21 protein-coding genes and 1 tRNA gene are annotated in these 26,054 nt (G+C 67.4%); 6 read left to right on the forward strand and 16 right to left on the reverse strand.

All coding sequences use genetic code 11. The features are described 5' to 3' along the window. Window positions 1-37: 37 nt before the first annotated feature. The 4 genes from ACYX7E_RS08320 to ACYX7E_RS08335 form a co-directional block, all read right to left on the reverse strand. Window positions 38-1,216, reverse strand: a complete 1,179-nt coding sequence (locus tag ACYX7E_RS08320) for a hypothetical protein (RefSeq protein ID WP_462080103.1) — start codon at window positions 1,214-1,216, stop codon at window positions 38-40. Window positions 1,217-1,377: 161 nt separating this feature from the next. Further along, a complete protein-coding gene (locus ACYX7E_RS08325; RefSeq protein WP_462080104.1) occupies window positions 1,378-2,061 on the reverse strand; it encodes an HNH endonuclease in 684 nt (227 codons plus the stop codon). Window positions 2,062-2,170: 109 nt separating this feature from the next. Beyond that, entirely contained in the window at window positions 2,171-3,961 is a 1,791-nt protein-coding gene (locus tag ACYX7E_RS08330; protein ID WP_462080105.1) for an acyl-CoA dehydrogenase C-terminal domain-containing protein, read from the reverse strand. 88 nt (window positions 3,962-4,049) lie between these two features. Further along, window positions 4,050-4,538 carry an LEA/WHy family protein gene (locus tag ACYX7E_RS08335; protein ID WP_462080106.1) on the reverse strand — a complete coding sequence of 163 codons (489 nt, stop codon included), beginning with the start codon at window positions 4,536-4,538 and terminating at the stop codon, window positions 4,050-4,052. 256 nt (window positions 4,539-4,794) lie between these two features. On the opposite strand from ACYX7E_RS08335, the gene ACYX7E_RS08340 reads away from it, so the two are divergent. Next, window positions 4,795-4,870, forward strand: a tRNA-Phe gene (locus ACYX7E_RS08340). Window positions 4,871-5,370: 500 nt separating this feature from the next. Here the strand turns inward: ACYX7E_RS08340 and ACYX7E_RS08345 are convergent. Then, window positions 5,371-5,616 (reverse strand): acyl carrier protein, encoded by a 246-nt coding sequence (locus ACYX7E_RS08345; RefSeq protein WP_462080107.1) that lies wholly within the window; start codon window positions 5,614-5,616, stop codon window positions 5,371-5,373. Window positions 5,617-5,711: 95 nt separating this feature from the next. Here ACYX7E_RS08345 and ACYX7E_RS08350 point away from each other — a divergent pair, with 95 nt between their 5' ends. Then, window positions 5,712-7,820 carry an ATP-binding protein gene (locus tag ACYX7E_RS08350; protein ID WP_462080108.1) on the forward strand — a complete coding sequence of 703 codons (2,109 nt, stop codon included), beginning with the start codon at window positions 5,712-5,714 and terminating at the stop codon, window positions 7,818-7,820. A 30-nt stretch (window positions 7,821-7,850) separates the two neighbouring features. Here ACYX7E_RS08350 and ACYX7E_RS08355 read toward each other — a convergent pair whose 3' ends face one another. The 5 genes from ACYX7E_RS08355 to ACYX7E_RS08375 form a co-directional block, all read right to left on the reverse strand. Further along, a complete protein-coding gene (locus ACYX7E_RS08355; protein ID WP_462080109.1) occupies window positions 7,851-8,765 on the reverse strand; it encodes a crotonase/enoyl-CoA hydratase family protein in 915 nt (304 codons plus the stop codon). Window positions 8,766-8,775: 10 nt separating this feature from the next. Continuing rightward, entirely contained in the window at window positions 8,776-10,023 is a 1,248-nt protein-coding gene (locus ACYX7E_RS08360; protein WP_462080110.1) for a beta-ketoacyl-[acyl-carrier-protein] synthase family protein, read from the reverse strand. 554 nt (window positions 10,024-10,577) lie between these two features. Further along, entirely contained in the window at window positions 10,578-11,315 is a 738-nt protein-coding gene (locus ACYX7E_RS08365) for a phosphoadenylyl-sulfate reductase (RefSeq protein ID WP_462080111.1), read from the reverse strand. Continuing rightward, window positions 11,312-13,075: an assimilatory sulfite reductase (NADPH) hemoprotein subunit gene (gene cysI, locus ACYX7E_RS08370; RefSeq protein WP_462080112.1), complete on the reverse strand. Its 1,764-nt coding sequence runs from the start codon at window positions 13,073-13,075 to the stop codon at window positions 11,312-11,314. Before cysI ends, ACYX7E_RS08365 begins: the two co-directional genes overlap by 4 nt. A gap of 108 nt (window positions 13,076-13,183) precedes the next feature. Next, complete coding sequence (locus tag ACYX7E_RS08375) at window positions 13,184-15,004, reverse strand: assimilatory sulfite reductase (NADPH) flavoprotein subunit (RefSeq protein WP_462080113.1); 1,821 nt, start codon at window positions 15,002-15,004, stop codon at window positions 13,184-13,186. Window positions 15,005-15,189: 185 nt separating this feature from the next. Between ACYX7E_RS08375 and cysD the strand changes: the two genes are divergently transcribed. Beyond that, on the forward strand, window positions 15,190-16,116 hold the full coding sequence (gene cysD, locus ACYX7E_RS08380) for a sulfate adenylyltransferase subunit CysD (RefSeq protein ID WP_462080114.1): 927 nt from the start codon (window positions 15,190-15,192) through the stop codon (window positions 16,114-16,116). Beyond that, window positions 16,116-17,945, forward strand: a complete 1,830-nt coding sequence (gene cysC / locus ACYX7E_RS08385) for an adenylyl-sulfate kinase (protein WP_462080115.1) — start codon at window positions 16,116-16,118, stop codon at window positions 17,943-17,945. Before cysD ends, cysC begins: the two co-directional genes overlap by 1 nt. Before the next feature lie 86 nt (window positions 17,946-18,031). Here the strand turns inward: cysC and ACYX7E_RS08390 are convergent, their stop codons facing one another. Beyond that, window positions 18,032-18,298, reverse strand: coding sequence for a GlsB/YeaQ/YmgE family stress response membrane protein (locus ACYX7E_RS08390; RefSeq protein ID WP_462080116.1), 267 nt, complete (start codon window positions 18,296-18,298; stop codon window positions 18,032-18,034). A 245-nt stretch (window positions 18,299-18,543) separates the two neighbouring features. Beyond that, window positions 18,544-20,037 carry a M20 family metallopeptidase gene (locus ACYX7E_RS08395; RefSeq protein ID WP_462080117.1) on the reverse strand — a complete coding sequence of 498 codons (1,494 nt, stop codon included), beginning with the start codon at window positions 20,035-20,037 and terminating at the stop codon, window positions 18,544-18,546. A gap of 204 nt (window positions 20,038-20,241) precedes the next feature. Here ACYX7E_RS08395 and ACYX7E_RS08400 point away from each other — a divergent pair, with 204 nt between their 5' ends. Next, window positions 20,242-20,568 carry a ComEA family DNA-binding protein gene (locus ACYX7E_RS08400; protein WP_462080254.1) on the forward strand — a complete coding sequence of 109 codons (327 nt, stop codon included), beginning with the start codon at window positions 20,242-20,244 and terminating at the stop codon, window positions 20,566-20,568. A gap of 277 nt (window positions 20,569-20,845) precedes the next feature. Beyond that, window positions 20,846-21,505: a HutD/Ves family protein gene (locus tag ACYX7E_RS08405; protein WP_462080118.1), complete on the forward strand. Its 660-nt coding sequence runs from the start codon at window positions 20,846-20,848 to the stop codon at window positions 21,503-21,505. Window positions 21,506-21,557: 52 nt separating this feature from the next. On the opposite strand, the gene ACYX7E_RS08410 is transcribed toward ACYX7E_RS08405, so the two are convergent. The 4 genes from ACYX7E_RS08410 to ACYX7E_RS08425 all read right to left on the reverse strand — a co-directional run bounded on the left by ACYX7E_RS08410 (window position 21,558) and on the right by ACYX7E_RS08425 (window position 25,973). Then, on the reverse strand, window positions 21,558-23,855 hold the full coding sequence (locus ACYX7E_RS08410; protein ID WP_462080119.1) for a TonB-dependent receptor domain-containing protein: 2,298 nt from the start codon (window positions 23,853-23,855) through the stop codon (window positions 21,558-21,560). A gap of 349 nt (window positions 23,856-24,204) precedes the next feature. Further along, window positions 24,205-24,672 (reverse strand): hypothetical protein, encoded by a 468-nt coding sequence (locus tag ACYX7E_RS08415; protein WP_462080120.1) that lies wholly within the window; start codon window positions 24,670-24,672, stop codon window positions 24,205-24,207. Between the two features lie 423 nt (window positions 24,673-25,095). Continuing rightward, window positions 25,096-25,428: a non-heme iron oxygenase ferredoxin subunit gene (locus tag ACYX7E_RS08420; RefSeq protein ID WP_462080121.1), complete on the reverse strand. Its 333-nt coding sequence runs from the start codon at window positions 25,426-25,428 to the stop codon at window positions 25,096-25,098. Further along, window positions 25,425-25,973 carry a GNAT family N-acetyltransferase gene (locus ACYX7E_RS08425; RefSeq protein WP_462080122.1) on the reverse strand — a complete coding sequence of 183 codons (549 nt, stop codon included), beginning with the start codon at window positions 25,971-25,973 and terminating at the stop codon, window positions 25,425-25,427. The genes ACYX7E_RS08420 and ACYX7E_RS08425 overlap by 4 nt, the downstream gene beginning before the upstream one ends. Window positions 25,974-26,054 lie beyond the last annotated feature (81 nt).

The following is a 26,054-nucleotide window of genomic DNA, read 5'->3' on the forward strand; positions in this document are numbered from 1 at the left end:
GCAGCGGCGTGATGACCGCCAGGCCCCGGCGCAGGCGTCAGCGCTTGCGCAGGCGGCCCAGCAAGCCGCCGGTGCGGGCCGGTTCAGCCGCCACCGGGGCAGCGTCCCGCACGGCTTCGGCATAGCCGGTGGCGAGGTTGGCGTTGATGAAATCGGCAACGTCGGGGGCGGCGATGCCGCTGGCCTCGGCGATCTCGGCCACGCTGGCCGGGCCCTTCATCATCGCGGTCGCGATCCGGAAGTGCTTGGGGAACTCACGTTCGGTCTGCGGCCATTTGTGCAGGCGGTAGCGACCATCGGCTTCGAGCGGCGGCAGCAGCGTGCCATTGCCGGCCAACAGCGCGCCCAGCCAGACCAGCCGGGACAACGGCTGCGCGGCGCCCGCGGCGGCGGCCTCGCGCTGCCACTGGTCGGGATCAGTGGCCGCCAGCGCATCGGCGGGCAGGGTGCCGTCGAAATACTGCGCCAGCGGCTTCAGTGTGGCCGGGCCGTGATAGGTGCGGGCATCGGCATCGATCAGCAGGGTCGGGCCGCTGCTCCGGGCCAGCCGTCGCTGGCCGACCAGCGCGCCGGGCGAAAGCCAGGCGAGCAGGCTGCGTTGGCCGGGGGCGGTGGCGGCCGGAGAGGTGTCCGGTGAACTGTGCTGGTGCTTCCCGGCAGGCGGAGGCGACGCTGCGCCTGCGAGCGGCGGGGCTGGTGCCGTGTCGAGCTTGGCAGCAGTGGCAGGTGTCGCTACGTCAGCGATCGCTGCGGTATCCGCCATCTGGGTCGCCTGAGTTGCCAGAGCCGACAGCGCAGGCCCCGCGGTCGCGGCCGCGGAGACCTCCGGCAGCGTTGCGGGTGCAGTGCCGGTCGCGGACGTGCCCGGGTCCTGCGCGGCGTTGCGCGCGTGGTCTCCCGGCTGCGCGCCGGCATTGGCCGCGATGTCCCTGAGGGTTGCGACGACGCTGTCGACATCGAACGGGCGGGCCAAGCGGTAGGGCGTCAATGTGCGCGGCGCCGAGGTCAGGCCCACCACCTGCTTGCCGGCGGCATGCAGGCGCAGCCAGCTCATCGGTCCATACATGCTGTCCATGTCGACCAGCACGTGTTCGGCCTCCGCCTCGGGGAGCAGTTGCCATTGCCCATCCAGGCGCGCATTGGCCTCGGCCAGTAGCGCGCGCAGCGCGGACTCGGTGGCGGGGTCCATGCCGGTCAAGCCAATGGTCAACGACATCGCAGAGTTCCGCAGGTTGCGTCCATGGACCGAGTGTAGCGACTGGGCGCTGGGCGTGGCAGGTCGCGCCGCGGCCGGGGCGTCCGCTGGTGCGCGGCGACGCACGGGGCCGGCGCTTGCGGGAAGTCCTCGCAGGAAGGGAGCAGGTGATGCGGGTGTGATCAGGCGGTCCGGCGTGCGCGCGGCGGATGCTTGGGCAGGTGCGAGGTCAGGAACGCCATCTGGTCGGCCAGGATGTTGCGGTTGCTCAGGATCAGGTGCTCGATCCAGCTTGGCCGGTACGGGACCGCGAGCAGCGGCATCGAGGCCTGCTGCGGCGTGCGTCCGCCCTTGCGCGAGTTGCAGTGGAAGCAGGCCGAGACCACGTTCTCCCAGGTGTCCTGGCCGCCGCGCGACAACGGCACCACGTGGTCGCGCGTCAGCATCTGGCGGCTGAAGTCGCGGCCGCAATACAGGCATAGCGACTGGTCGCGGGCAAACAGCGCGGCATTGGTCAGCGCCGGGGTCGGATCCATCGCGCGTGGATGCACGTGACTGCGCGAGGCGATGATCGGGTGCAGCTCGAGGACGCTCTGCAGGCCGGTGTCGCGGCGGGTGCCGCCATGTACCTGCAGGCAGGGATCGCCCAGGGTCCACGCCACCGCGCCGCGCACATACAGGCAGCTGGCGTCCTGCCAGCTGATCCAGTTCAAGGCGCGGCCGTGCGCGTCCAGCGACAGCAGGCGGACGGCATCGAGACGGGCGGGCAGGGAGCGGGCGGCGTGTGCGTCAGGGACGACAGCAGGATCCCGGTGCGTCGAGGCGCCGGTTCGGATCAGGCGAAGTGTCGCTCTGTCTGGTTCCATCGAGGGCCGAGGATATACCCATTCGATGACAATTGCGCAGCGTGCCCCGGGGCCGCATGGCGGTCCCCGGGAAGCGCGGCAGTGCCCTGGCGCAGGCGTCGGACAGTGCTCAGGCGTCGAACAGGTCCGCGTCCAGTGCCATCAGCGGCGCGGCGCCGGAACCGATCGCTGCGGCGTGGGTCAGCGTGCGCGGCAGCAGGCGTGCGAAATAGAAACGCGCGGTCTCGCGCTTGGCCTGCTTGAATCCGGCCGACAACGACGATGCGTCCGCAGCCGCGACGCTGCGCGCCCACCAGTACGCCAGCGCGACATAGCCCGAATAGAACAGGTAGTCGTAGGCGGCGGCCCCGACCTCTTCGGGATTGGCGCTTGCGCGCTTGCCGATCTGCAGCGTCAGCTGCTGCCATTCGCCGACCTTGGCGCGCAGGGGCGCAATGAACTCGGTCAGTGCGTCGTCGTCGCCATGGGCGGCACAGAAGGCTTCGATCTGGCCCAGGAACACCTTCAGTCCGGCACCCTGCAACTGCATGATCTTGCGGCCCATCAGGTCCAGCGCCTGGATGCCGGTCGTGCCCTCGTACAACGTGGTGATGCGTGCGTCGCGCGCCAGCTGCTCCATGCCGTGCTCGGCGATGTAGCCGTGGCCGCCGAAGCATTGCAGCGCGTGGTAGGTGCATTCCACGCCCCACTCGGTCAGGCAGGCCTTGACGATCGGGGTCAGGAAGCCGAGCAGGTCGTCGGCCTGTCGGCGCTCCTCCTCGCTGCCGGCATGGTCGGCGAGGTCGACCTGCTGCCCGGCGTGGTACGCCAGCAGGCGGCCGCCTTCGGTCAGCGCCTTGCAGGTCAGCAGCATCCGGCGGACGTCAGCGTGGACGATGATCGGATCGGCCGGCTTGTCCGGCGTCTTGGGGCCACTCAACGAGCGAGACTGCAGGCGGTCGCGGGCATAGCGCAGCGCGTTCTGGTACGCGCGGTCGGCCAGCCCCAGGCCTTGCAGGCCGACGCCGAGGCGCGCGGTGTTCATCATGGTGAACATTGCCGCGAGGCCCTTGTTCGGTTGCCCGATCAGGTAGCCATGCGCGCCATCGAAGTTGATGACGCAGGTCGCCGAGCCATGGATGCCCATCTTGTGTTCGAGCGCACCGCAGCGCACGGCATTGCGCGTGCCGATCGCGCCGTCGCGACCGACCTCGAACTTGGGCACGATGAACAGCGAGATGCCCTTGCTGCCAGCCGGCGCATCCGGCAACCGCGCCAGCACCAGGTGGATGATGTTCGGCGTCAGGTCGTGCTCGCCGGCGGTGATGAAGATCTTGGTGCCGGTGATCGCGTAGGCGCCGTCGGCCACAGGCTCGGCCTTGGTCTTCAGCAGGCCGAGGTCCGTGCCGCAATGCGGCTCGGTCAGGCACATCGTGCCGGTCCATTCACCGGAGATCAGCGGCTTCAGGAACACTTCGCGCTGCCAGTCCTCGCCATGCAGGCGCAACGCGTTGGCGGCGCCGTGCGACAGCAGCGGAAAGTTGCCCCAGGCCAGGTTGGCCGCGTTGATCATCTCCTCCAGCGGCATGCCCAGCGCATGCGGCAGGCCAAGGCCGCCGAACTCGGCGGGCGCGGAGATGCCGCCCCAGCCGCCATCGACGAACTGCTGGTAGGCCTCCTTGAAGCCGGGCGAGGTGGTGACGTCGCCGGTGGCCTTGTCGTACTGCGCGCCCTGGCGGTCGCCGACGGCATTCAGCGGGGCCAGCACCGTGCTGCAGAAGCGCGCGGATTCGTCGAGCACCGCCTCGACGGTGTCACGGCCGGCATCGGCAAAGCCGAGCGTGGAGAACACCGCTTCCGAACCCAGCACGTCGAACAGGGCGAAACGGATGTCCTGGAGGGGCGGCTGGTAGGTGCTCATGCGTCGTGGTGATCCGATAGTGAAAGAAATGGACCGTCGCGGTGTTGCGGTGGCGACAGGGTGGGGCGGGTCTTGCGGTGGCGCGGCGTCAGCGCAGCACGCCGGCCAGGCCGGGCACCGGGCTCAGCGCGCTGTCGCGCTTGAACGTATAGCTGCGGCTCTTGTTGCGGTCGTTGGGCGCGGCATCGAGCGTGCCTTCGAGGTGGTAGGAGACGCTGCGGTTGCCGGCCAGCGCATCGGCCAGCACGATGCGCGCGTTCGGCGACGGCTGCAGCGCCACGGTGACCACGTCCGCCGATTCCGGGCCGATCTCCAACGCCGGCTGCACGACCAGCTTGCCGGCGGCCTCGTCGCCGACGCTGACGTCCAGCGAGACGCCTTCGAAGCGCATCGGGATGCTGCTGAAATTCTGCAGGCGCAGGTCCACCGACCAGTTGCCGTCGGCCTGGACCGTCAACTGCTGGATGCTGGCCGAGGGTTCGGAAATGCGCCGCACCGGGCCCGAACTCGAACAGGCGGCGACCAACACCAGCAACGATAGCGTCGCGGACCATCCCACCAAGCGGCTCAACTTCATCGCATCAGCTCCAGGTTCAATCGCCCGGCAGGATACTACCTTCATCCATGGGGCTGCCTTCGTGGCGCATGGCGGAGCCGGCTGCATCCGTCAACGCCCGGAATGGCCTTGTCTGCCTGCGCAGACCGGGTCGGTCGCGTCGCGCGTGCCCGCGACAGAGGCGCGACGCATGGCCTGACGGCCGGCATCCGTCTGGCCGATGCTGCAAAAGGTTGCCGTCCGGCGGCCAGATCCGTATCATGCCGCCTCCCGTCGTGGCCGGGTAGCTCAGTTGGTAGAGCAGGGGATTGAAAATCCCCGTGTCGGGGGTTCGATTCCCTCCCCGGCCACCATTGGAATGCAAGGCCAGTCCGCGATTGAATCGCTGATTGGCCTTTTGCGTTTCTGGCATCCGCGATTCTGCGGTTCCCATCCAGGCGTGACGTGAGATGCGTGACCGACGATGCGCTGCCGAAAACGATACGGATCGGCATGTGTCCGGGATGGTGCAGGGTCGGGCGGTCGCGTCTGGCCCGATCAACGCGATCAACAGCTCGCGTGGTGTGCCCGGCTCAAGACGATGCGAGACGGCGCACGGGTTGTACGTGCGTGTATCGCACGGAATCGTTGCGTCTGCTGGCCCGTCCGGATGGCGCGCCGGTGGGCGATTTCGCATCTGCGGGATGACCGGAGTGTCACGTCGGGCGCGCCCTGCTGTCGGGTGCTTGCCGGTAGATGACCTGATGGCCGAGGTGGGGCGGTGTGTGTGCCTGTTCAGCTGTCGACGCCCGCGGCGACGCCAACAGTGTCAATGAGCGGCCAGAAGTGACGCGCCCTCACTTGCCTGTGAAGATCAGGCGGCTGGGCCGAGGCTGTCGTAGACCAGGTCGACGATCTGGTCCAGGTTGGCGTCTTTCGCCAGATCCATCGACTTGAACGTGAAATTCAGCTCACTCTCGAGGTCCAGCATGAAGTCGACCAGGATGATGGAGTCGATGCCCAGCTGCTGGATGGTCGTCTCGCCGGTCAGCGGGACCGTGACGTCGACCCGCTCGTTGAGCATTTCCTGCAGGCGATGCATGATGCTTTGTTTATCCATCGGGTACTCCTTCACATCGGTTTTGGCATGGTTCCTGCGTGCTTGGTCGTTGAAGTCGCTTGCAGGCAGGAGAGGGGATGGCGAGGCCTAGTGTAATGGACCGTAGCAACCACGAGGAGCTGGATCGGAACGTCGTCGCGCAGGCGAACTTCAGGCTGAAGTTCGGTGTCGCGGTGGCGCTCACGGTCGTGGGCATCCATACGTTCGGTCCGTACCAGTCCAGCATCAGCATGGCGCTGGTGCTGGGCATGCTGTGCCTGTACGGCATCTATGCCTTCGGTGCCCGCTACCTGGCCACGCACCCGACGTCGCTGACGAACTGGGAGCTGGTGCTGATCACGGCGGTGATCGATCCACTGATGCTGTCGATGTGGCTGTACTTCGCCGGCGAGTCCTCGACGCTGGTGGTCGGGTTCTACCTGTTCACGACCATGGGCTTCGGATTCCGGGTCGGCGCGCTGCCGATGCACATCTGCCAGCTGACCTCGCTGGCCGGTTTCGCCCTGGTCGTGATGACCTCCGACTTCCTGCCACAGCACCTGTTGTTCGTGGCCTCGCACGCGATCCTGTTGATCGTGGTGCCCCTGTACGCGGCGAGCCTGATCAAGCGCATCCAGACCGCGAAGGAAGTCGCCGAGGTCGAGAGCCGCGCCAAGTCGCAACTGCTGGCCAAGGTCAGCCATGAGCTGCGGACGCCGCTGACCGGCATCGTCGCCGATGCGCAGCTGCTGGAAGTCGAGGCGCCCAATGCCGCGACGGTGTCGCGCGCGCGTTCCATCCAGAACCTGGCCAAGACGCTCGACTCCGAGATCAAGCAGTTGCTGGACCTGTCGACGGCCGAGGATCGGACCTCGGCGAAGCGGGAGCCGCCGCGCTCGTTCAGCCTGGCCTATACCGGCACGCATGTCCTGAAGTCGATGCGCTCGCTGGTCGGCGGGAAGGCCGTCATGGTCGAGCTCGACTTCGACGAAAGCATCAAGTTGCCGGTCATGGGCTACCACCAGCAACTGGTCGCGGTGCTGACCAACCTGGCCGGCAACGCGGTCAAGTTCACCGACTCGGGATCGGTGGTGCTGCGGATGCGGCTGGTGCAGGTCGAGAACCATGCCTACCGGATCTGGTTCGCGGTCGAGGACACCGGCATCGGCATTGCTCCCGAGCACCACGACAAGATCTTCCAGCCGTTCTTCCAGGTCGAGGATGGCGCCGACCGCAAGTACGGCGGTACCGGTCTTGGCATCTCGATCGCGCGCGAGCTGGTGCAGAAGATGGGCGGCGAGCTGAAGGTCCAGAGCGCGCTGGGCTTGGGCAGCGTGTTCCATTTCGAGCTGCTGCTGCCGGTCGACGCCAACGAGGCCGAGGCCGAGGCGGGCGTGCGCAAGCACGATGTAACGATGGTGACCGGCAAGCGCGTGCTGGTTGCCGACGACAACGCCACCAACCTGGCGTTGATGAAGGAGATGCTGCTCAAGGACGGCCACCAGGTGACCGCGGTCGACAAGGGACACGATGCGATCGTGAAACTGAGCGCGAACACCTACGACATGATCTTCCTCGACTACAACATGGGCGACGTCGATGGCGCGACCGTCTACCAGACCTACGCCTACAGCCGGATCAACCTGTCGCCGACGTTCTTCATCACCGCCGACACCACGGCGATGACGACGAAGATGCTGGAGGACCTCGGCGTGACCGGGGTCATCTACAAGCCGCTGACGTTCGAGAAACTGCGCGCGGCGTTCGAGCAGGTGTTTCCCGGGGAGGGCGTCGCGGTCAAGCCGGAAGCGCCGGCGGCGCGGCGTTCGGCGGTCGAGCTCAGTGCCGTGCCGGTCGAGTTCGTCGACATGGCGGTCATCGAGGGGCTGCGCGAGATCAAGGACACGCCCGAGTTCCTGCACAAGATCATCTCGGATGCGATGTCCGACCTCAGTGAGCTGTCCGACCAGATGGACGTGTCGATCGCGTCCCGCGACCTGCACCAGGTGCATCGCCAGGCGCATGCGATGAAGGGCGTGTCGCTGAACGTCGGTGCGGTCCGCCTGGCGGCGCTGTCGGACCGGTTGATGACGATGTCCAACGACATGCTATGCGCGGATCCGCCGCGTTGGCAGAGCGAACTCGCCAACGCGGTGGCCCAGACCTGCCTGGCGCTGGATGGCGCCAAGGAGGCGTTCCTGCCACAGAAGGTCGTCAACCGCTGACCGGATGCCTGTTTGCGGGAGGCCCGCGGGTTACGCGACCTGCTTCAGCGGCCTGGCGGTCTCGGGCTGCTCGTTGACCTGCATCATGATCAGCATTTCCATCGCGCGGATCTCGTCCGGCCCGAGCTGCATCGCGACCTCGACCCAGTCGTTGACCACCTGGCGGCCTTCGGCGTAGTCGAGCGAGGCACGGCGATGGGAAGCCTGGCGCATCTTCATCCGCGACTTGCGGCGCGAGGCGTGCTGCTGGATGAAACGCTCGACGGCGAGCTCGCCCGAGCCCTGCTTGCAGACTTCGTCGATGATGCCCATCTCCAGCAGTTCGCCGGCCTTGTACATCTTCTTCTGGGTCATCATGCGCTCGGCCTGGCGCGGCGAGACGCGTTCGCACAGCAGGCTCATCGCGCCGGTGCAGGGGAACAGCCCGAACATGATCTCCGGGAAGCCGAAGTCGCTCTGCTCCTCGGCGATGATGTAGTCCGCGCTCAGGGCGAGCTCGAAACCACCGCCCAGTGCACGGCCTTGTACCAGCGAGATCGTGGTCATGTCGGACTTGAACGACGTCGACCAGGCATGGATCGCGTCGAGGCAGGTCATCGAATATTCGCGCAGCTTTTCCGCGTCGCGGCGCTGGATGCACGACAGGAAGAAGCGCAGGTCGCCGCCCTGGCTGAAGTAGGTCGGATGGCTCGACTGGATCACCGCATACGGCGGTGGGTGGCCCACGCCCCGGCCGGCCGCCCCGGCGGGGATCTTCATGTCGCCGATCAGCTTCTGGAACTCGGCGAGCAGATCCGGCGTGAAGTTGTGGACCCCGGTGGTCGGTTCCGGTCCAAAGTTGACCCACAGCGTCCGTTCGGCGAGCTGGCGCAGCTGCGTCGCCACGCGGTACGGGGTGGTCGAGAGGTTGGACGTCTGGGACAGGATGGGGGCGGCGGTGTTCACGGAGGACTCCTTAGGTCGGGGGAAGCGGTCTGGGTATTCTGGAAACGACGAGTGCAACGTTTGTGCCGCCGAAGCCGCACGAGAAGCTGAGGGCGTGGTCGATCTGTTGCTGGCGGGGCCTGGGTCCCACATGGTTGACGCTGCAGCGCTCGTCCGGTGAGCCAAGGTTCCCGCTGGCGGGAAGAAGACTTTCGCGCATCGCGATCAGGGTCAGCACGAGCTCGAGGGCGCTGGCGCCACCGAGCAGGTGGCCGTGGACCGACTTCGTCGAGCTCACTGCAGGCGCGTCCGTGCCGTCGCCGAAGACTGTTCTGATGGACTCGGCTTCGATCACGTCGCCACCCTGGGTTGCCGTCGCGTGCGCATTGATGTAGGCGACGTCCCCAGGTCGCAGGTGAGCATCGTCAACCGCCGCGCGCAAGGCGGCAATCTGTCCGGGCGATTCAGGCATCCCAATGTGATGGGCGTCACATGAAATGCCATATCCGGTCAGGTATCCGAGGATCTCGACCCCCCGTTCGCGCGCATGGCTGGCGTTCTCCAGCACGATGAAGGCGGCTCCTTCGCCCAGCACCAGGCCGGATCTTTGCTTCGAGAACGGCTTGCAGGTCCGGCTGACATCCTCCGGATCCGGCACCGACATCGCGCGCGTGCCGTCGAATGTGCCCATGACCAGCGAGGTCAGCGGACCTTCGGCGCCACCGGCCACGGCGACGTCGAGATAGCCATGCGCGATCGCCCGCGCGGCCTCGCCGATCGATACGCCGGACGATGCGCATGCGCTCGCGCTGGTGATGACCGGACCGAGCACCTTGTGCCTGATCGCGATCTGCGCGCCACCGGCATTGCCCATGATGGCCATCGACGTGAACGGACGGGACACGCCCTTTCCGTGGACCAGCAGTTGTTCGAACCAGGTCAGCGCGGTCGCGGTGCCGCCGTTGACGTTGCCATAGTAGAGGCCTGCGCGCTGACCATACGCTGAGAACTCGGTATGCCCGGCCTGGGCGATCGCCTGGCGCGCGGCGAGGATGGCCATGTGCTGGGTCCGGTCGAGGAACGGACGCTCGAGCTTGGGGAAATGTTCCTCGAAACTCGCGGGCACCACGCCTGCAGCAAACGCCTTCGCGATCGGCGGCGCATGCATCGCCTGGATGCCCGAGGCCCCGGAGTACAGGGCCGCGGTGGCCTCGGCAATGTCGAGGCCAATCGGGGAGATCACCCCCATGCCGGTGATCGCAACGTCGTGCAGAGTCATGCGTGTCTATTCCAGGTTAGACCGCAAGCCGTACTGTTCGCTTTTCGTTCCCCAGCACGCCCAGCGGCGGGATGGCTGTACGTAGCCGGGACGTTAGCACCGTTTTCGTGGCACCGTCATCGGACGCTCTGTGCTGTCGGCGTGCCGGTCACAGTTCGGGACATTGCCCTGCTTCGGCACGTGATCCTGCCGCGACCAGCATGCCGTCATGGGGTGTAGTCATGGCGTGACTTGACACGCGATTTATTCGCGGCGAGCAGTCGGACGGGGATTGCCTGAAGAAGGCGCGGCGATGCATGGCGGAGATTTTGGGGAGCGGTGGGCGGACGTTCGGCGGATCGAGATCCGCCCTGCGCGGGGCGGATCTTTGACCGCGCATTGTCCAGCGTAGGGCTGATCTTGATCCGCGTGGCAACCGCGACGGGCACGCGTCAGCCGCCATGCTCCGCGCGTGTCATCGCCCGGTACCGCTACCGCGATGCGTGACATGCCACAAACAAAAGCCCCGCCGGAGGGCGGGGCTGTGGGCGTGTCGGCGAGCGGCGGCCGCTCGGTCAGGCGGCCTGGGTCTCGTCGTCGAAGTGCAGGCCGCATTCGCGCTTGAGCCCGAAGAAGCGCGTGTCCTCTTCGTTCATGCCGGCTTCCAGCGGACGGGTGGTGTGGACGTCGCCGATCGAGACGTAGCCTTTTTCCCACAAGGGGTGGTAGGGCAGGTCGTGCTTGTGGAGGTAATCCCAGACGTCGCGGTCGCTCCAGTCGGCGATCGGATGGACCTTCCAGCGGTTGTCCTTGAGCTGCAGGTAGTCGATGTTGGCGCGGCTGCTGCTCTGGCCGCGACGCAGCCCGGCGAACCAGGTGCGCACGTCGAGTTCGCGCAGTGCGCGCTGCATCGGCTCGACCTTGCGCAGGCGGTTGTAGCGGGTGATGCCTTCGGCGCCTTCTTCCCAGATCCGGCCCATGCGCGCTTCCATCCACGCGATGCCGATCTGCGGACGGTAGACCTTGAGGTTCAGCGACAGGCGATCGGCCAGGTCGTCGATGAAGCGGTAGGTTTCCGGGAACAGGTAGCCGGTATCGACCAGGATCACCGGGATGTCGGGACGCTGCTGGGTCACCAGGTGCAGCGAGACGGCGGCCTGCGCGCCGAAGCTCGACGACAGCGCATGCGTGCCGGCGGTGTTCTCGAGTGCCCAGGCGACGCGCTGCTGCGCGGTGCGTCCGGCCAGCCAGGTATTGAGCTCGGCCAGCGACTGGGTGGATTCGGCTGCGGTGATCGGATCGGGCGGGCTCATGCGGCGACGTCTTCGGATTGGCGCTGGAGGGAGAGTTCGATCCGGCGATCCTTTTCAGGGATCGCCACGACCCCGGTGCTGACCAGGAAATCGCCGAAGCCCGCGTGCGCATGGCGCGAGGCTGCGTAATCGGCGAACAGCGGATCGAGGGCGGACAGGATCTCGGCTTCGGTGATGTTTTCGCGGTACAGGGTGTTCAGGCGCTGGCCGCGGTGATCGGCGCCGAGCATCAGGTTGTAACGGCCGGGCGCCTTGCCGACGAGGGCGATCTCGCCCAGGTAGGGACGCGAACAGCCATTGGGGCAGCCGCTGAGGCGCAGGTGGATCGACGCGTCGGACAGGTCGTGCTGCGCGAGCAGGGCTTCGACCTTGGTGACGAATTCGGGCAGGTAACGCTCGGCCTCGGCCATCGCTAGGCCGCAGGTGGGCAGGGCGACGCAGGCCAGTGCATTGCGGCGCAGCGGGCTGGCGGCTTCGTAGCCGTCGAGGCCGTGGCCGGTGACCAGCGCCTCGATCTGTGCGCGCAGGGCGACAGGCACCGCGGCGACGACCAGGTTCTGGTTGGGCGTCATCCGGAACTGCGCATCCGGGGCGTGGGTCTCCAGCAGTTGCGCGATCGCGCGCAGTCCGCTGAGGTGCTGGACCGGTTCGCCGCGATCGTCCAGCACGCCATCGATGATGCGGCCGGCGGGCAGTCGCAGCGTCAGGTGGTGCAGGCCATCGCTGCCTTCGACCCAGCCGAAGCGGTCGCCATTGTGATCAAAAACGAACGGTCGCGCGGGGGAGAGAGAGGTACCCGCGCGCCGTTCAACCTCATCCTTGAAGAACGCGACGCCATGATCATCTATGGTGTACTTGAGGCGCGCGCGCTTGCGAACTTCACGATTACCGAAGTCACGTTGCGTGGTGACCACCGCCTCGGCGAAGGCGATGACCTGGTCTGGGGTGATGAAGCCGATGACGTTGCCCAGGCGTGGGTAGGTGTCCGGGTCGCCATGGGTGGCGCCCATGCCGCCGCCGACCAGCACGTTGTAGCCGGCGAGCACGTCTTGGCCTTGGCCGTCCTGCTCGACGATCGCGACGAAGCCGAGGTCCTGTGCGAACACGTCGACGTCGTTCCACGGCGGGATCGCGAAACCGATCTTGAACTTGCGCGGCAGGTAGCGGTCGCCGTAGATCGGTTCCACTTCCTGGCCGCTGCCGGCGACCTGCTCTTCGTCGAGCCAGATCTCGTAGTAGGCGCGGGTGTTCGGCAGCAGGTGCGTGGACACCGCTTCGGCCTGCGCCTGGACCACGGCGTGCAGCTGCGAGAAGCGGGGATTGGCGGCCACCGCGATGTTGCGATTGACGTCGCCGCAAGCGGCCAGCGTGTCGATCAGCGCGGCATTGATCGCCTGCATCGTCGGCTTCAGCGCGGTCTTGATGATGCCGTGGTACTGGAACGCCTGGCGCGTGGTGATGCGCAGGCCGCGCTCGGCCCAGGTGGTCGCGATCGCATCGAGCTTGAGCCATTGCGTCGGCGACACCACACCGCCGGGCGTGCGCGTGCGGATCATGAAACTGTAGGCCGGCTCGAGCTTGGCCAGGCGACGCTCCTCGCGGATATCGCGCTGGTCCTGCTGGTAGCTGCCGTGATACTTGATCAGGGTCTGGTCGTCTTCGCGCAGGCTGCCGGTGACCGGGTCGGCCAGGCTTTCCAGCAGCGAGCCACGCAGGCGTGCGCTGCTGGCCTTGATGTCTTCGACGGAATGGGCGCTCATGCTGCGGAAACCTGGTGGCGTGGGTGCGCCGGGCGGCGCGACCTGCGGTGTCGGGTGGGGAGGGTCATGTCGGCGGTTGCCCGTGTGGCCTGCACTCGGATCGACGGCTCAGTAGACGTCGCGGGCATAGCGGCCCTGGCGCTGGAGTTCGTTGAGCGATTCGGCGGCGGCATCGCGGTCGCCGCCGTTCTGGCCGGCGAAGACATCGAGCAGCGCTTCGTGCACGCCCTTGCCCATGCTGATCGCACCGCAGATGTACAGATGCGCACCGTCCTGCAACCACTGGTACAGCTCGCGGGCCTGTTCGCGGATGCGGTCCTGCACATAGACCTTGTGCGCGCGGTCACGCGAGAACGCCAGGTCGATGCGCGACAGCTCGCCGGACTTGAGCGCGCGCTGCCATTCCAGCTGGTACAGGAAGTCGCTGCTGAAATGCGGGTTGCCGAAGAACAGCCAGTTGCGGCCGCTGGCGCCGGTCTCGGCACGTTCCTGCACGAAGGCGCGGAACGGCGCGACGCCGGTGCCGGGGCCGATCATGATCACGTCGCGCGAGGCGTCGGCGGGCAGGTGGAAGCGTTCGTTGGGCTCGATGTACACCGGCAGGCGATCGCCCTCCGCGGCCGAGGCCAGCTGATGCGAGGCCGCACCCCAGCGGGTCTGCTGGCCGGCGGCGTATTCGACATGCGCGATGGTCAGGTGGACGCCATCGTCGGCGACCTTCTGACTGGATGCGATCGAGTACAGGCGCGGCGTCAGCGGGCGCAGCGCGCCGACCAGGGTCTGGGCGTCCCAGGCGTCCGGCGCCTGCTGCAGCAGGTCGATGACCTGGCTGGTCTCGATCCAGCGGCTCAGCTGCGCCGACTGGTCCGGCGCCAGCAGGGCGGCCAGGGCCGCGTCGCCGGCACGTTCGGCATGGGCCACGATGAACGGGCGGGCCAGCCGGGTCAGTTCGCGCTTGTCGCGCAGCCAGTCACGCAGCGGCAGTGGCTGGTCGTCGGCCGTCACCACGGCGTCGCCGTCGAGCGACAGCGTCTCCAGCACGGCATCCACCAGCGGCTGCGGGTTGCGCGGCCACAGGCCCAGCGCGTCGCCAGGGGCGTAGCGCAGGCCGGAGCCCTCCAGCGACAGCTCGATGTGGCGGATGTCCTTGCTGCTGTTGCGCGTGGTGATGCGCTGGTTGACCAGCAGCTCGGCCTGGAAGGGGTGATCGCGATGGAAGGCTGACGGCGCATGTGCGGCCGGGCGCAGCGGGGTGATCGTGGCCGAGGCGCGCGGCTTGAGCGCGTCCTTCGCCGCAGCCAGGGCCTGCGCGTGCCACGGCGTGGCGACGCTGTCGATGTCCAGGTCGGCGTCGCCGCGTGCCAGCAGGCGGGTCGCGCCCAGTTCGGCCAGGCGCTCGTCCAGGCGCTGGCCGACCGCGCAGAACTGCGGGTAGCTGGAGTCGCCGAGGCCGAGCACGGCGAAATGCAGTTGCTCGAGCCTGGGTGCGCGCTTGCCGGTGATCAGGGCATACAGGTCCAGCGCGTCGTCCGGCGGGTCGCCCTCGCCCTGGGTGCTGATGACGATATAGAGATAGCGTTCGGCCTTGAGTTCGCGGACCGGGTAGGCGTCCGCGCGCAGCAGCCTGACCGGCAGGCCCGAGGCTTCGATCTCCGTCGACAGGCGCTCGGCCACGCGGCGTGCATTGCCGGTCTGGCTGCCGTAGACGATGGTCAGGCGCTCGGACGTGGCTGCCTCGGCCGCGGCGTCATGGCGCGCCGGCAACGACGGGGCGGCCAGCGCGGTACCTCCGCGATGGCTGGCCAGCCCAGCGGCATAGCCCGACAGCCACCAGAGCCCGGCGGCGTCGAGCTGCGAGGTAACGCGGGCGATCGCGTCGACCGTTTCGCTGGCGAGGGGCGGGGCTGACAGTGCGGAGGGAAGTGACATCGGGCAAAAACGGCCGTGTCCGGGAATCCGGGGAGTGCGGCAAAGCCTAGAGAGACACTGTGATGGGCGGAAAGGACCGTAGGTTATTGGGTCATGCCCTGCGGTCATTTATCGGCGGGATCGCCGGACTGGCTAAATACCCTCCCGTTGGCGGCGCCACATTGGCCCGCGTACCCTCTGACAACATGACCCGAACACCTCCCAGCTCCCGCGCCAGCGCGGCCGACCTCGACCGCCTCGAAGCCGAGAGCCTGCACATCCTGCGCGAGGTCGCGGCCGAATGCCGCAATCCCGTGCTGCTGTACTCGATCGGCAAGGACAGCTCGGTGCTGCTGCACCTGCTGCTGAAGGCGTTCGCGCCGGCGCTGCCGCCGATCCCGCTGCTGCATGTCGATACCACCTGGAAGTTCCGCGAGATGATCGCCTTCCGCGACCGGCGTGCCGAGGAAACCGGGCTGGAGCTGCGCGTGCACATCAACCCCGACGGCGTGCGCGACGGCGTCGGTCCGCAGTCGCATGGCGCGGCGGTGCATACCGAAATCATGAAGACCCAGGGCCTGAAGCAGGCGCTGGCGCTCGGCGGTTATGACGCCGCGATCGGCGGTGCTCGTCGCGACGAGGAAAAGTCGCGGGCCAAGGAGCGCGTGTTCTCGTTCCGCGATGGCCAGCATCGCTGGGACCCACGCCGCCAGCGTCCCGAACTGTGGGATCTGTACAACGCGCGCGTCGCCCCGGGCGACAGCGTGCGCGTGTTCCCGATCTCCAACTGGACCGAACGCGACGTCTGGCACTACATCCGCCGCGAGCGCATTCCGGTGGTTCCCCTGTACTTCGCCGCCGAACGTCCGGTGGTCCGGCGCGACGGCACCTGGATCATGGCCGACGACGAACGCTTCGTGCTGCAGCCCGGCGAGCGGATCGAAGAGCGCCGGGTCCGTTTCCGCACGCTGGGCTGCTATCCGCTGACCGGCGCGGTGGAGTCGGAGGCGACCAGCCTGGACGCCATCATCGACGAGATGGAAGGCAGCGGCATGAGCGAGCGGGCGGGTCGACTGATCGACCACGCCGATGGGGATTCGATGGAAAAGAAGAAGCGCGAGGGGTATTTCTGATGGCGCGTGACTTCCTCCGCGTGGTGGCCTGCGGCAGCGTCGACGACGGCAAGAGCACCCTGATCGGACGGTTGCTGCACGAAGCCGGCCGCGTGCCCGACGATGAGCGCGCCGCGCTCGAGAAAGCAAGTGCGAGCCACGGCACGCGCGGCGCCGACATCGACTACGCCTTGCTGCTGGACGGCCTCGAAGCCGAGCGTGAGCAGGGCATCACCATCGACGTGGCCTGGCGCCATCTGGAGACGGCCAAGCGCCGCTTCCTGATCGCCGATTGCCCGGGACACGCCCAGTACACCCGCAACATGGCCACCGGCGCATCGGTCGCCGACCTTGCGATCGTGCTGGTGGATGCCACCAAGGGACTGTTGCCGCAGACCTACCGGCACACCGCGATCGCCTCGCTGTTCGGCGTGCGCCATGTGCTGCTGGCGGTCAACAAGCTCGACCGCGTCGGCTACGACCAAGCGTTGTTCGACGGCATCGCCGACGCCTACCGCGAGCATGCCGCGCGCCTGGGCATTGCCGACGTCGTCGCGATTCCGCTGGCGGCCGCGGTCGGCGACAACGTGACCACGCGCTCGCCGAACGTGACCTGGTACGACGGCCCGAGCGTGCTCGAGCATCTCGAAACCGTGGACGTGGCCCTGGCGGATGCGACCACCGCGTTCCGCCTGCCGGTGCAGGCGGTGTTGCGCGATGGCGCCGGCCAGCGTTGGCTGGCGGGGACGCTGGCATCGGGCCTGTTGCGTGTCGGCGACCACATCCGGGTCGAACCCGATGGCGCGCCGAGCACGATCGCCGAACTGGTGGTGTCGGGCCACCCGGCCGCGCAGGCCGTGCTCGGCCAGGCGGTCAACCTGCGCCTGGCCGACGATGTCGACGCCGGTCGCGGAGACGTCATCGCGGCCGCCGAGGCACCGTTGGCCGCCAGCGACCAGTTGCAGGCCGACGTACTGTGGTTCGACGACGCGCCGCTGCTGCCGGGTCGTCGTTACCAGTTCAAGCTGGCCACGCGCACCGTGGGCGCGCGGGTCAGCGAGCTCAAGCACAAGCTCGATCCGCAGAGCCTGCAGCCCCTGGCCGCCAAGCGCCTGGAGAGCAACGACATCGGCGAGATCGTGCTGTCGCTCGACGCGCCGGTGGCGTTTGCGCCGTATCGTGAGAACAGCGCGCTCGGCGGTTTCATCCTGGTCGATGCGATCACTCGTGCCACCGTCGGTGCCGGCATGATCCGCCACGGCCTGCGCCGCGCGGACAACATCCACTGGCAGGCGCTGGACGTCGACCGCAACGCGCGCGCGGCGCTGAAGGGCCAGCATCCACGCTGTCTCTGGTTCACCGGCCTGTCCGGTGCCGGCAAGTCGACGATCGCCAACCTGGTGGAACGCAAGCTGCTCGCGCAGGGGCTGCATACCTACCTGCTCGACGGCGACAACGTCCGTCATGGCCTCAACCGCGACCTCGGCTTCACCGACGAGGATCGCGTCGAGAACCAGCGACGGGTGGCCGAAGTGGCCAAGCTGATGACCGACGCCGGCCTGATCGTGCTGGTCAGCTTCATCTCGCCGTTCCGTGCCGAGCGTGCGGCGGCGCGTGCGCTGTTCGCCGATGGTGACTTTGTCGAAGTCCATGTCGATACGCCGCTGGCCGAAGCCGAGCGTCGCGACGTCAAGGGTCTGTACGCAAAGGCGCGTCGCGGCGAACTGCCCAACTTCACCGGCATCGATTCGCCGTACGAAGCCCCGGAGCATGCGGAACTGGTGCTCGGCACCGTGTCCGAATCCTCAGAAGCCCTGGCGCAGCAGGTCGTGGACTACCTGCTGGGCTGATCGAGAGGCCCAGCGCGGAGCAGGCAACAAAAAAGCCGGGCACATGCCCGGCTTTTTTTTGTGCCGCTGGGGTCGCCAGCGGGGGTTCAGCGCTTCTTTCGCAGTAGGGCGACGATGACCAGGATCACGATCGCGCCGACCGTCGAGGCGATGAAGCCGGCAGCCTGGCCCGGTGCATACCAGCCGACCTGTTGCCCGACGAAGCCCGCCAGCAATGCGCCAGCGATGCCGAGCACGATGGTCAGGATGATGCCCATGCCGTCCTTGCCTGGCTTCAGCAGGCGCGCAAGCACGCCCACGATCAGGCCGATCAGGATGATGTAGAGCCAGTTGCTGCTGCCAAACAGTTCCATGGAGCCCCCTTCGTCAGGTCGGTGGTGGACCGCAGCGTAGCAGGTTGGAAGGCCGCCGGATCGGGGGGCGGCAGCCCCGGGAAACAGCTCCCATGGAAGGCTGGGGCTGGGCTGGGGCAGGCCTGGGCTGGCTCGCTGCTGGACGATGCCTCACCCGCGTCAGCCGTCGTGCCGCGAAGAGGCCCGCGCGGCGGGCGATCTTCGCGGCATGGCCGCAGGCGGCCGGATCGCGGCCGCCGATGGCCTCAGCAGCAGCCGTGGTCGCCGTGGCGATCGCCACTGTCGGCCGCGACCGCCACGCCCGAAGTCTCGCCGCGCTGGCTGGCCAGGTGGTGCTCGACGATGACGCGGGCGACGCTGGCGGTGACCCGCTTGCCCATCGGGATGTGCAGGAACTCGTTGGGGCCGTGCGCGTTGGAGTGCGGGCCGAGTACGCCGGTGATCATGAACTGCGCGCCCGGGAACTTCTCGCCGAGCATGCCCATGAACGGGATCGAGCCGCCTTCGCCCATGTACATCGCCGGCTTGCCGAAGAACTCCGCGCTGGCGGTGTCGATCGCCTTCTCCAGCCACGGCGACATGGCCGGCGCGTTCCAGCCGGTCGCCGGTTTTTCGAGGTCCAGCGTGACCTGCGCGCCATTCGGTGGATCGCGCAGCAGGACGTCCTTCAACAGCTCGCCGGCAGGTGCGCCCTCCACGGTGGGCGGCAGGCGCAGGGATAGCTTGACCGAGGTCTGTGGACGCAGCACGTTGCCGGCGGAGGCCAGCGGCGGTAGGCCATCGGCCCCGGTGACCGACAGCGCCGGACGCCAGGTGCGGTTGAGCACCAGTTCGACCAGGTTGTCGCTCATCGGCGTCATGCCGGGCAGCAGCGGGAACTTGTCGTAGATCTCGTTGCCGAGCACGTCGGCACACTTCTGCGCCTGCACCAGGCGATCGGACGGCACCTGCGCGTGCAGGCCTTCGACCAGGATCCGGCCGCTGGTCTCGTCCTCCAGCCGCGACAGCAACTGGCGCAGCAGGCGGAAGCTCGACGGCACCACGCCGGAGGCATCGCCCGAATGCACGCCTTCCTCCAGCACCTTGACCGTCAGGTTGCCGCCAGCCAGTCCGCGCAGCGAGGTCGTGCACCACAGCTGGTCGTAATTGCCGCAACCCGAATCCAGGCAGACCACCAGCGACGGCTTGCCGATGCGTCCCGCGAGATGGTCGACATAGGCCGGCAGGTCGTAGCTGCCCGATTCCTCGCAGGCTTCGATCAGCACCACGCAGCGCGCATGCGGCAACTGCTGCGCCTGCACCGCCAGGATCGCGGCCAGCGAGCCGAAGATCGCGTAACCGTCGTCGGCGCCGCCGCGGCCATACAGACGGTCGCCCTTGATGACCGGCGTCCAGGGGCCGAGGTCCTCGTCCCAGCCGGTCATTTCCGGCTGCTTGTCCAGGTGGCCGTACAGCAGCACGCAATCGTCGTTGCTGCCCCCGTGGCTGGCGGGGATGTCGATGAAGATCAGCGGCGTACGGCCTGCCAGGCGCACGACCTCGACCGTCATGCCCGGGACGTCCTGCGCACTGGCCCAGCGCTCCATCAGGACCACCGCAGCTTCCATATGGCCATGCGCTTCCCAGTCGGCATCGAACATCGGCGACTTGTTGGGGATACGGATGTACTCGACGAGCTGCGGGACGATGTCGTCGTCCCATTTGCGTGAAACAAAGTCTTCGATCTTGCGGGCGTCCATCGTGTCTGGTCCTGCTGGCGTGTCGGCCAATTCTACCGCGACCGTCCTGGGACTTTTCCTACGCCGCAATGGGGCATTCACCGGGTGTGCGGTGCAGCTTCCGGCGATACGCGGGCGCAGGCCCACAGCGGAGACTTCATTCACCGGCTGCAGGCAACGGGCCGGCAGGAAAGGAATCCATCGACAGGAGTAATGGACATGAACATGAATACCCTCAAGACGCTGTTTGCTTCGCTGTTGCTGTCGTTCGCGCTGATGGGCCACGCCCTTGCCAACGAGACCGTCAACATCAACACCGCCGATGCCGCCACGCTGGAACGTGTGCTGCACAACGTCGGGCCGGCGAAGGCCGAGGCGATCGTCGAATACCGCAAGGTCAACGGCGCGTTCAAGAGCGCCGAACAACTGGCGCTGGTCACCGGCATCGGCCTGAAAACGGTCGAACGCAATCGCGAGCTGATCGTGGTGACGCCGCCCGCGCCGGAGCGGCAGCAGCCCGCTGCGGCCAGGACGGTCGCGCGCAGCAACTGATCGATCCAGAGCAGACCCGGATCAGCGCAGGTCAGCAGGGACGCGGGCCTACGCAGTGGAACCCCGGCGCCTGCCTGTGGCATCCACGCAGGCGTGTACCGGGAGAGGAGGGCAGGACGCCCGACATGCGGCAGGATCGCCGCGACATGGAGGTATGTCCCCCGCCTGGCATCGCAGTGCCCGGCGGGGGATTCCGTCACGTGGAGGCAGGCGCTCGCGGGACGCCGCGTGTGCCAGCCTGGCGCAGGGCTTGAGGCGCGGGCGCTACACTTCCACGATGGACATACCCGCCGAACATCCTGTTTCCACGCTCGCGCAGTGGATCCCGTCCGCCTCGTATCGGCGCGGCCGGTGGAAGAACGGCGCCGGTTGGACGCGCGAGATCCATGTCGAACCCGGTGCTGTCGCGGCTGCTGACTCCAGGCGGGTCGCCGATGGCCCAGCCGTGGCGGCCGATGACTGGTTGTGGCGTTTATCGATTGCCGAAATCGAGCAGGACGCGCCGTTCTCGACGTTCCCCGGTATTGATCGCGAGCTGGTGCTGCTGCAGGGGCATGGCCTGCGGCTGTGCTTCGACGATGGCGTTGAGCATCTGCTGGAGCGGCCGTTCCAGCGCTTGCGCTTTGCCGGCGAACGCGGCGTGACCGGGGTGCTGACCGATGGTCGCACCGAGGATTTCAATCTGATGTGGCGACGCGATCGCGTCGCGGCGCAGTTGCTGCATCGGCCGCTGGTTGGCGGCATGGTCGTGTTCGTCGACCCTGGACAGACTTGGGTGGTCCATCTGCTGGCCGGGCAGGCGCGGATGCCGGGTCCGGATGAGATCGACATCGGCGCTGGCGACACCGTCCTGCTGCGCGCGGGTGCGCAGCGGCAGCGCCATGCCCTCGATGGCGGCGGCGAGGCCCTGTTGATCAGGATCGATCCGCTGCCGTGATGAGCGGGGCCAGCCTGCCCCCGGCGCATGGCGCACCGGGGGCGGACGGCGATCAGAAGCTGACGTTGAGGCTCAGCCAGAGATTTCGCGACTTGTCCTTGTTGTTGAAATCGTCGAGGTAGGTCGGAGCATAGACGCCTCCGGTCTGCGTCCACACCGTCTGGAACGTCGTGAAGTCTTCATCGAGCAGGTTGTTGATGCGGGCGTTGACGCTGACGTGGTCGCTGAAGCGGTACTGCGCGCCGAGGTGGAACACCGTGTAATCCTCGTAGTCGCGACGCACGCCGTTGAGCATGTCGCGGTAGCGCTTGGAGCGTGCTTCGGTGATGAGCTGCATGCTGAAGGCCTCGCTGGCCTGCCAGCTCAGCGTGGCGTTGGCCATGTGCTTGGCCGTATTGGTCAGCGGCAGGCCCTGCTGCGTACCGCTGAGCTGCTCGCTGTCGGTGTAGGTGTAGTTGGCGCGCAGCGAGAAGCTTTCGCTGATGCCCCAGCGTCCTGCAATTTCTGCACCCTGGATGCGGACCTCGTCGATGTTGATGTTCTGCGCGTAGCTCGTGTAGCCAAGCAGTGCGAAGTCTCCGAGGTTGGCGCAGGGACGCACGCCGCCGGTCTGCGCGCAGCTCTGGTTGGTTTCGCCGCGCGTGATCTTGTCCTTGAAGTCGTTGCGGAAGACCGTGACGTTGAAGTTGTGCACGTTGTCGACCGAGGTCCAGTACAGCGCGACTTCGCCGTTGACGCTGGTTTCCGGTTGCAGGTCGGGGTTGCCGACGAAGGGCAGGGTGCCCTGCGAGCCGAAGCCGGTGATGCCGTCGTAGAGGTCGGTGGTCTTGGGCGTCTTGTAGCCGGTGCTGACGCCACCCTTCAGCGTCCAGCCCGGGCCGAGGTCCCACACCGCATAGGCGCGCGGGCTCAGCTGGCTGCCGAAGACGTTGTGGTCGTCGTGGCGCAGGCCGAAGGTGATGGTCAGCGCGTCGATCGGGCTCCAGTTGTCCTCCGCGAACAGCGCCCACATCTTGTGCTCCTGCACGGTACCCGCGCCGTCGCCACCGCCCTCCATGCCGAACACGCCATCCTCGAGTTCACCGTCGATGACCTGGCCGCCGACGATGAAGCGATGCTGTTCGCCGATCGCGAAATCGAGCTTGGCGTCGAGCGTGTACTGGCTGCTTTCCATCGTGCGCTTCGGGCGCGGCAGGAAGGTGCTGACCAGCAACTGCTGGCGCTGCGCGTGCGTCTGTCCGGCGTAGGGACCGGTGGCGCAGGTCGCGGCATTGCTGCAGTAGATGTCGCGATGGAGCAGGCGCTCTTCGACCGTGAACGGCAGCGTGCGGCCATGGTTGCCGGTCTCGATGCCGGCCAGGGAGACGAAGCTGTTGCCGAATGTCCACTGGCCCTGGTGCGTGACCGACCATTGGTCGCGGGTGAATTTCTGGTCTGCCGTGTAGCCGACCTGCGGCGCGGCGCGCCAGAGGCCTGCGAGGCCGTCCACGGTGCCCAGCGGGTAGGTCTCCGTGCCCAGATTGTTGACGTACGGCGTGTTGTCGTAGACCTGCCTGGAGGTGTCGTAGTCGAAGATCACGCTCTGGTGGTCGGTCGGCGTCCAGCTGAGCGTGACGCCCGCGCTCTTGTTGGTGTTGTCGACGGTCTTGCCGCCGCCACCGAAGCCCAGCGAGCGTTCGAAGGTCGTGCCGTCGGGCGCGGTGATGGTTTCGTACTCGGGCGTGGAGGCATTGCGTTCGTACCAGGAGCCGCGCACGCCGATGCCGAGCTTGCCTTCGACCAGCGGGCCCATCACCGCGAAGTCGAAGGTGCTGTCGCTGCCGAAATCATCGTTTTCCTGGAAGTTGTGCGAGACCGTCGCCGAGCCGTACCAGCGGTCGCCGACCTTGCGGGTGATGATGTTGATGACGCCGCCGAGCGCGTCGGCGCCGTACAGCGTCGAAGCCGGGCCACGGATCACTTCGATGCGTTCGATCATGTCCAGCGGCGGGATATGGTTGAACTGGTTGCCGCCGAAGCTATTGGGATAGATGTCGCCGTGGTTGTTCTGGCGGCGGCCGTCGATCAGGATCAGGGTGTAGTCCGAGCCCATGCCGCGCATGCTGATGGTCTTCTGGCCGGTCTTGTCGGAGGTCTCGCCAACGTCGACGCCTTCGAGATCGCGCACTGCATCGATCAGCGTGATGTAGGGGCGTTTCACCAGTTCTTCCCGGGTGACGATGCTGATGCTGGCCGGCGCATCGGTGAGCTTCTGTTCGAAGCCGGCGGCGGTCACCACGACGGTGTCGAGGTTCTTGGCATCGTCCTGCGGCAGCGCGGTTTGCGCGGCGGCGGCAGTGCTCAAGGACATCAGGATGGTCGCGGCGAGCGCGTTCCGGCGAAGTCGGAGGGATCGGGACATGGGAGGGTTCTCAAGAGGCTAGGGTAAGGGGCACGTGCGACCGGTGGAGCCACCGGGACGGCAGTGGAAGGCGAAGCAAGGGGCGGGCGTCGAACCTGTGTCGACGCAGGCGCGGTGGTGCGGGCACAGGCACGCAGGCGGAAACGAACCTGCCCGGGAGCGGTGGCTCGGGCAATGTGATTCAAGCGGGCCTGGTCAGAACTGCTCTGCTCAGGCGGGTCTGCGTAGGTGCGTCAGCGCAGCCAGGGCGCCTGGGGCAGGCCGGTCAGCGAAGCCGCGGAAGCGGATCCGCGCGGCTTCAGGCGTGCGGGCCGGGAGGCGCCTGTCCTGGTGGGTACTGGTGCGCGGGTACCGACGCGGCGGTCGTCGCCAGCGGAACCTGTGCGGGTGCCGCGTGATCGCGGGCCGCCAGCGCAAGGCTGCCGGCATTCAACGCCAGCACGAAGGCGGCGATCTCGGTGAGCAGCGACTGGGCGATCGTGCCGGGTTGCGGAGTCCAGCCCGCTGGGCGGCGGACCTTGCCGACATGCGTGCGGGGGGAGGCGAAGGGGGGCGCACCCTCGTCGGCAGGTGCGGCGATGCTCTGCAGGGGAGCGCTGGATGCCGACCACGCGAGGCATGGCGTACTGCCGATGGCCGTCGATGCCGCGCCAAGCAGCAGGCACACCAGTGCCAGCAGCGTGACCAGGCGCGCGGGCGCGAGGTGCTGGCGTGGATGGCTCCTGTGATTGAGCGGCTGCGGTTGCACGGTCCCGAAGATCCCCACGGGGCAAGGCCCCAGATCAAGGGAATGATTATATGAGAATGGTTGCTATCCGCAAGGGTTAACAAGAGTCATTCTTCTTGGAACCCGGTTGGATGCTCCGACGACGCTGCAAGGCGGGCGTCGGGAGGACATCAGGGGGGTGCGGGCTGGTCGCCCAGGTCCTTCCGGCAGCCTCGATTAGGCCGCGAAGGCCGAAACAAGGTCTTGCCGCTGCCCAACGCGGCGTCGCGACACGGGGCAGATGACGGCTCCGGGCGGCAGTCGACAGGACATCGCCAAGTGGACATCGAGGAGATTGCGCGCATGCCGTCGCGGTGGCCCGACGAGCGGTCACGTGTGGAGAAAGGGTGTCAGTGGCGTGGACGTCAGCTGCGCGGGCCCCAGCCGCGTCGCCCGGATGCGGCCCGGATCGCGTGGCGCGCGTCAGTCGCGGTCGTCGCGGCTCCAGACGCCGCCGTGCTCGACCTTGACCGGAAACTTGGCGACCGGCTCATATGCCGGGGCGCAAAGGGCCCGGCCGTCGCGGACATCGAAGCGGGCGCCATGCAGCACGCATTCGATGGTGCCGGCCTCCGCGTCGTACTCGCCGGGCGAGAGTTCGAAGTCCTCGTGGCTGCAGCGGTCTTCCAGCGCGTACAGCTCGCCTTGGTGGTTGAAGACCACCAGCGGCGTGCCGGTGACCTCATCGAAGCCCTGGCGGAGTTCGCCCGGCAACAGTTCGGCGGTCGCGCAGATGAAGGTCCAGATCTCGCTCACGCCGGGGCCACCGCATCCTGCACCAGCGGCTTTTCCAGGACCTCGAAGCGCAGGTCGTCGCGCTGGGGTTCGCCGAAGCGGGCATCGCCATAGGGGAACGGCTTGTGGATGCCGGTACGACGATAGCCGCGGCGTTCGTACCAGGCGATCAGTTCGTGGCGAAGGTCGATGACCATCATCCGCATCGTCGCCAGGCGCCATTCCTCGCGGGCGTAGCGTTCGCATTCTTCCAGTACGGCATTGCCGATGCCGCCGCCCTGTTGGCCCGGAGCCACTGCGAACATGCCGAAGTAACCGGCTCCTTCCTCGATCGCGATATGCGCGCAGGCAGCCAGGGCGCCGTCGCGGTACGCCAGCACGACCCGGCTGCCGTCGCGCGTGAGGTCGCGACGCAGGACCTCGATGTCGATGCGGTTGCCGGTCAGCAGGTCGGCCTCGGTGGTCCAGCCGGCACGGCTGCTGTCGCCACGATAGGCGCTGGTCACCAGGTCGACGAGGACGGGAATGTCGTCCTCGGTGGCATCGCGGAAGGTCATGGTCTGCATGGCAGGCATTCTAGCGTCCGCTCGCGGGCGTTGGCAGTCGTCCCGATGCTGCGGTCCAGCCTGCTGTCGGGAGGGCTGGCA

This window comes from Luteimonas sp. RIT-PG2_3 (genome assembly GCF_054902115.1).

Excerpts from the sequence above, each read along its gene's own strand:
- ACYX7E_RS08320 (WP_462080103.1), bottom strand. The coding sequence starts at position 1,216 with ATGTCGTTGACCATTGGCTTGACCGGCATGGACCCCGCCACCGAGTCC.
- ACYX7E_RS08325 (WP_462080104.1), bottom strand. The coding sequence starts at position 2,061 with ATGGAACCAGACAGAGCGACACTTCGCCTGATCCGAACCGGCGCCTCG.
- ACYX7E_RS08330 (WP_462080105.1), bottom strand. The coding sequence starts at position 3,961 with ATGAGCACCTACCAGCCGCCCCTCCAGGACATCCGTTTCGCCCTGTTC.
- ACYX7E_RS08335 (WP_462080106.1), bottom strand. The coding sequence starts at position 4,538 with ATGAAGTTGAGCCGCTTGGTGGGATGGTCCGCGACGCTATCGTTGCTG.
- ACYX7E_RS08345 (WP_462080107.1), bottom strand. The coding sequence starts at position 5,616 with ATGGATAAACAAAGCATCATGCATCGCCTGCAGGAAATGCTCAACGAG.
- ACYX7E_RS08350 (WP_462080108.1), top strand. The coding sequence starts at position 5,712 with ATGGACCGTAGCAACCACGAGGAGCTGGATCGGAACGTCGTCGCGCAG.
- ACYX7E_RS08360 (WP_462080110.1), bottom strand. The coding sequence starts at position 10,023 with ATGACTCTGCACGACGTTGCGATCACCGGCATGGGGGTGATCTCCCCG.
- ACYX7E_RS08365 (WP_462080111.1), bottom strand. The coding sequence starts at position 11,315 with ATGAGCCCGCCCGATCCGATCACCGCAGCCGAATCCACCCAGTCGCTG.
- cysI (WP_462080112.1), bottom strand. The coding sequence starts at position 13,075 with ATGAGCGCCCATTCCGTCGAAGACATCAAGGCCAGCAGCGCACGCCTG.
- ACYX7E_RS08375 (WP_462080113.1), bottom strand. The coding sequence starts at position 15,004 with ATGTCACTTCCCTCCGCACTGTCAGCCCCGCCCCTCGCCAGCGAAACG.
- cysD (WP_462080114.1), top strand. The coding sequence starts at position 15,190 with ATGACCCGAACACCTCCCAGCTCCCGCGCCAGCGCGGCCGACCTCGAC.
- cysC (WP_462080115.1), top strand. The coding sequence starts at position 16,116 with ATGGCGCGTGACTTCCTCCGCGTGGTGGCCTGCGGCAGCGTCGACGAC.
- ACYX7E_RS08390 (WP_462080116.1), bottom strand. The coding sequence starts at position 18,298 with ATGGAACTGTTTGGCAGCAGCAACTGGCTCTACATCATCCTGATCGGC.
- ACYX7E_RS08395 (WP_462080117.1), bottom strand. The coding sequence starts at position 20,037 with ATGGACGCCCGCAAGATCGAAGACTTTGTTTCACGCAAATGGGACGAC.
- ACYX7E_RS08400 (WP_462080254.1), top strand. The coding sequence starts at position 20,242 with ATGAATACCCTCAAGACGCTGTTTGCTTCGCTGTTGCTGTCGTTCGCG.
- ACYX7E_RS08405 (WP_462080118.1), top strand. The coding sequence starts at position 20,846 with ATGGACATACCCGCCGAACATCCTGTTTCCACGCTCGCGCAGTGGATC.
- ACYX7E_RS08410 (WP_462080119.1), bottom strand. The coding sequence starts at position 23,855 with ATGTCCTTGAGCACTGCCGCCGCCGCGCAAACCGCGCTGCCGCAGGAC.
- ACYX7E_RS08425 (WP_462080122.1), bottom strand. The coding sequence starts at position 25,973 with ATGCAGACCATGACCTTCCGCGATGCCACCGAGGACGACATTCCCGTC.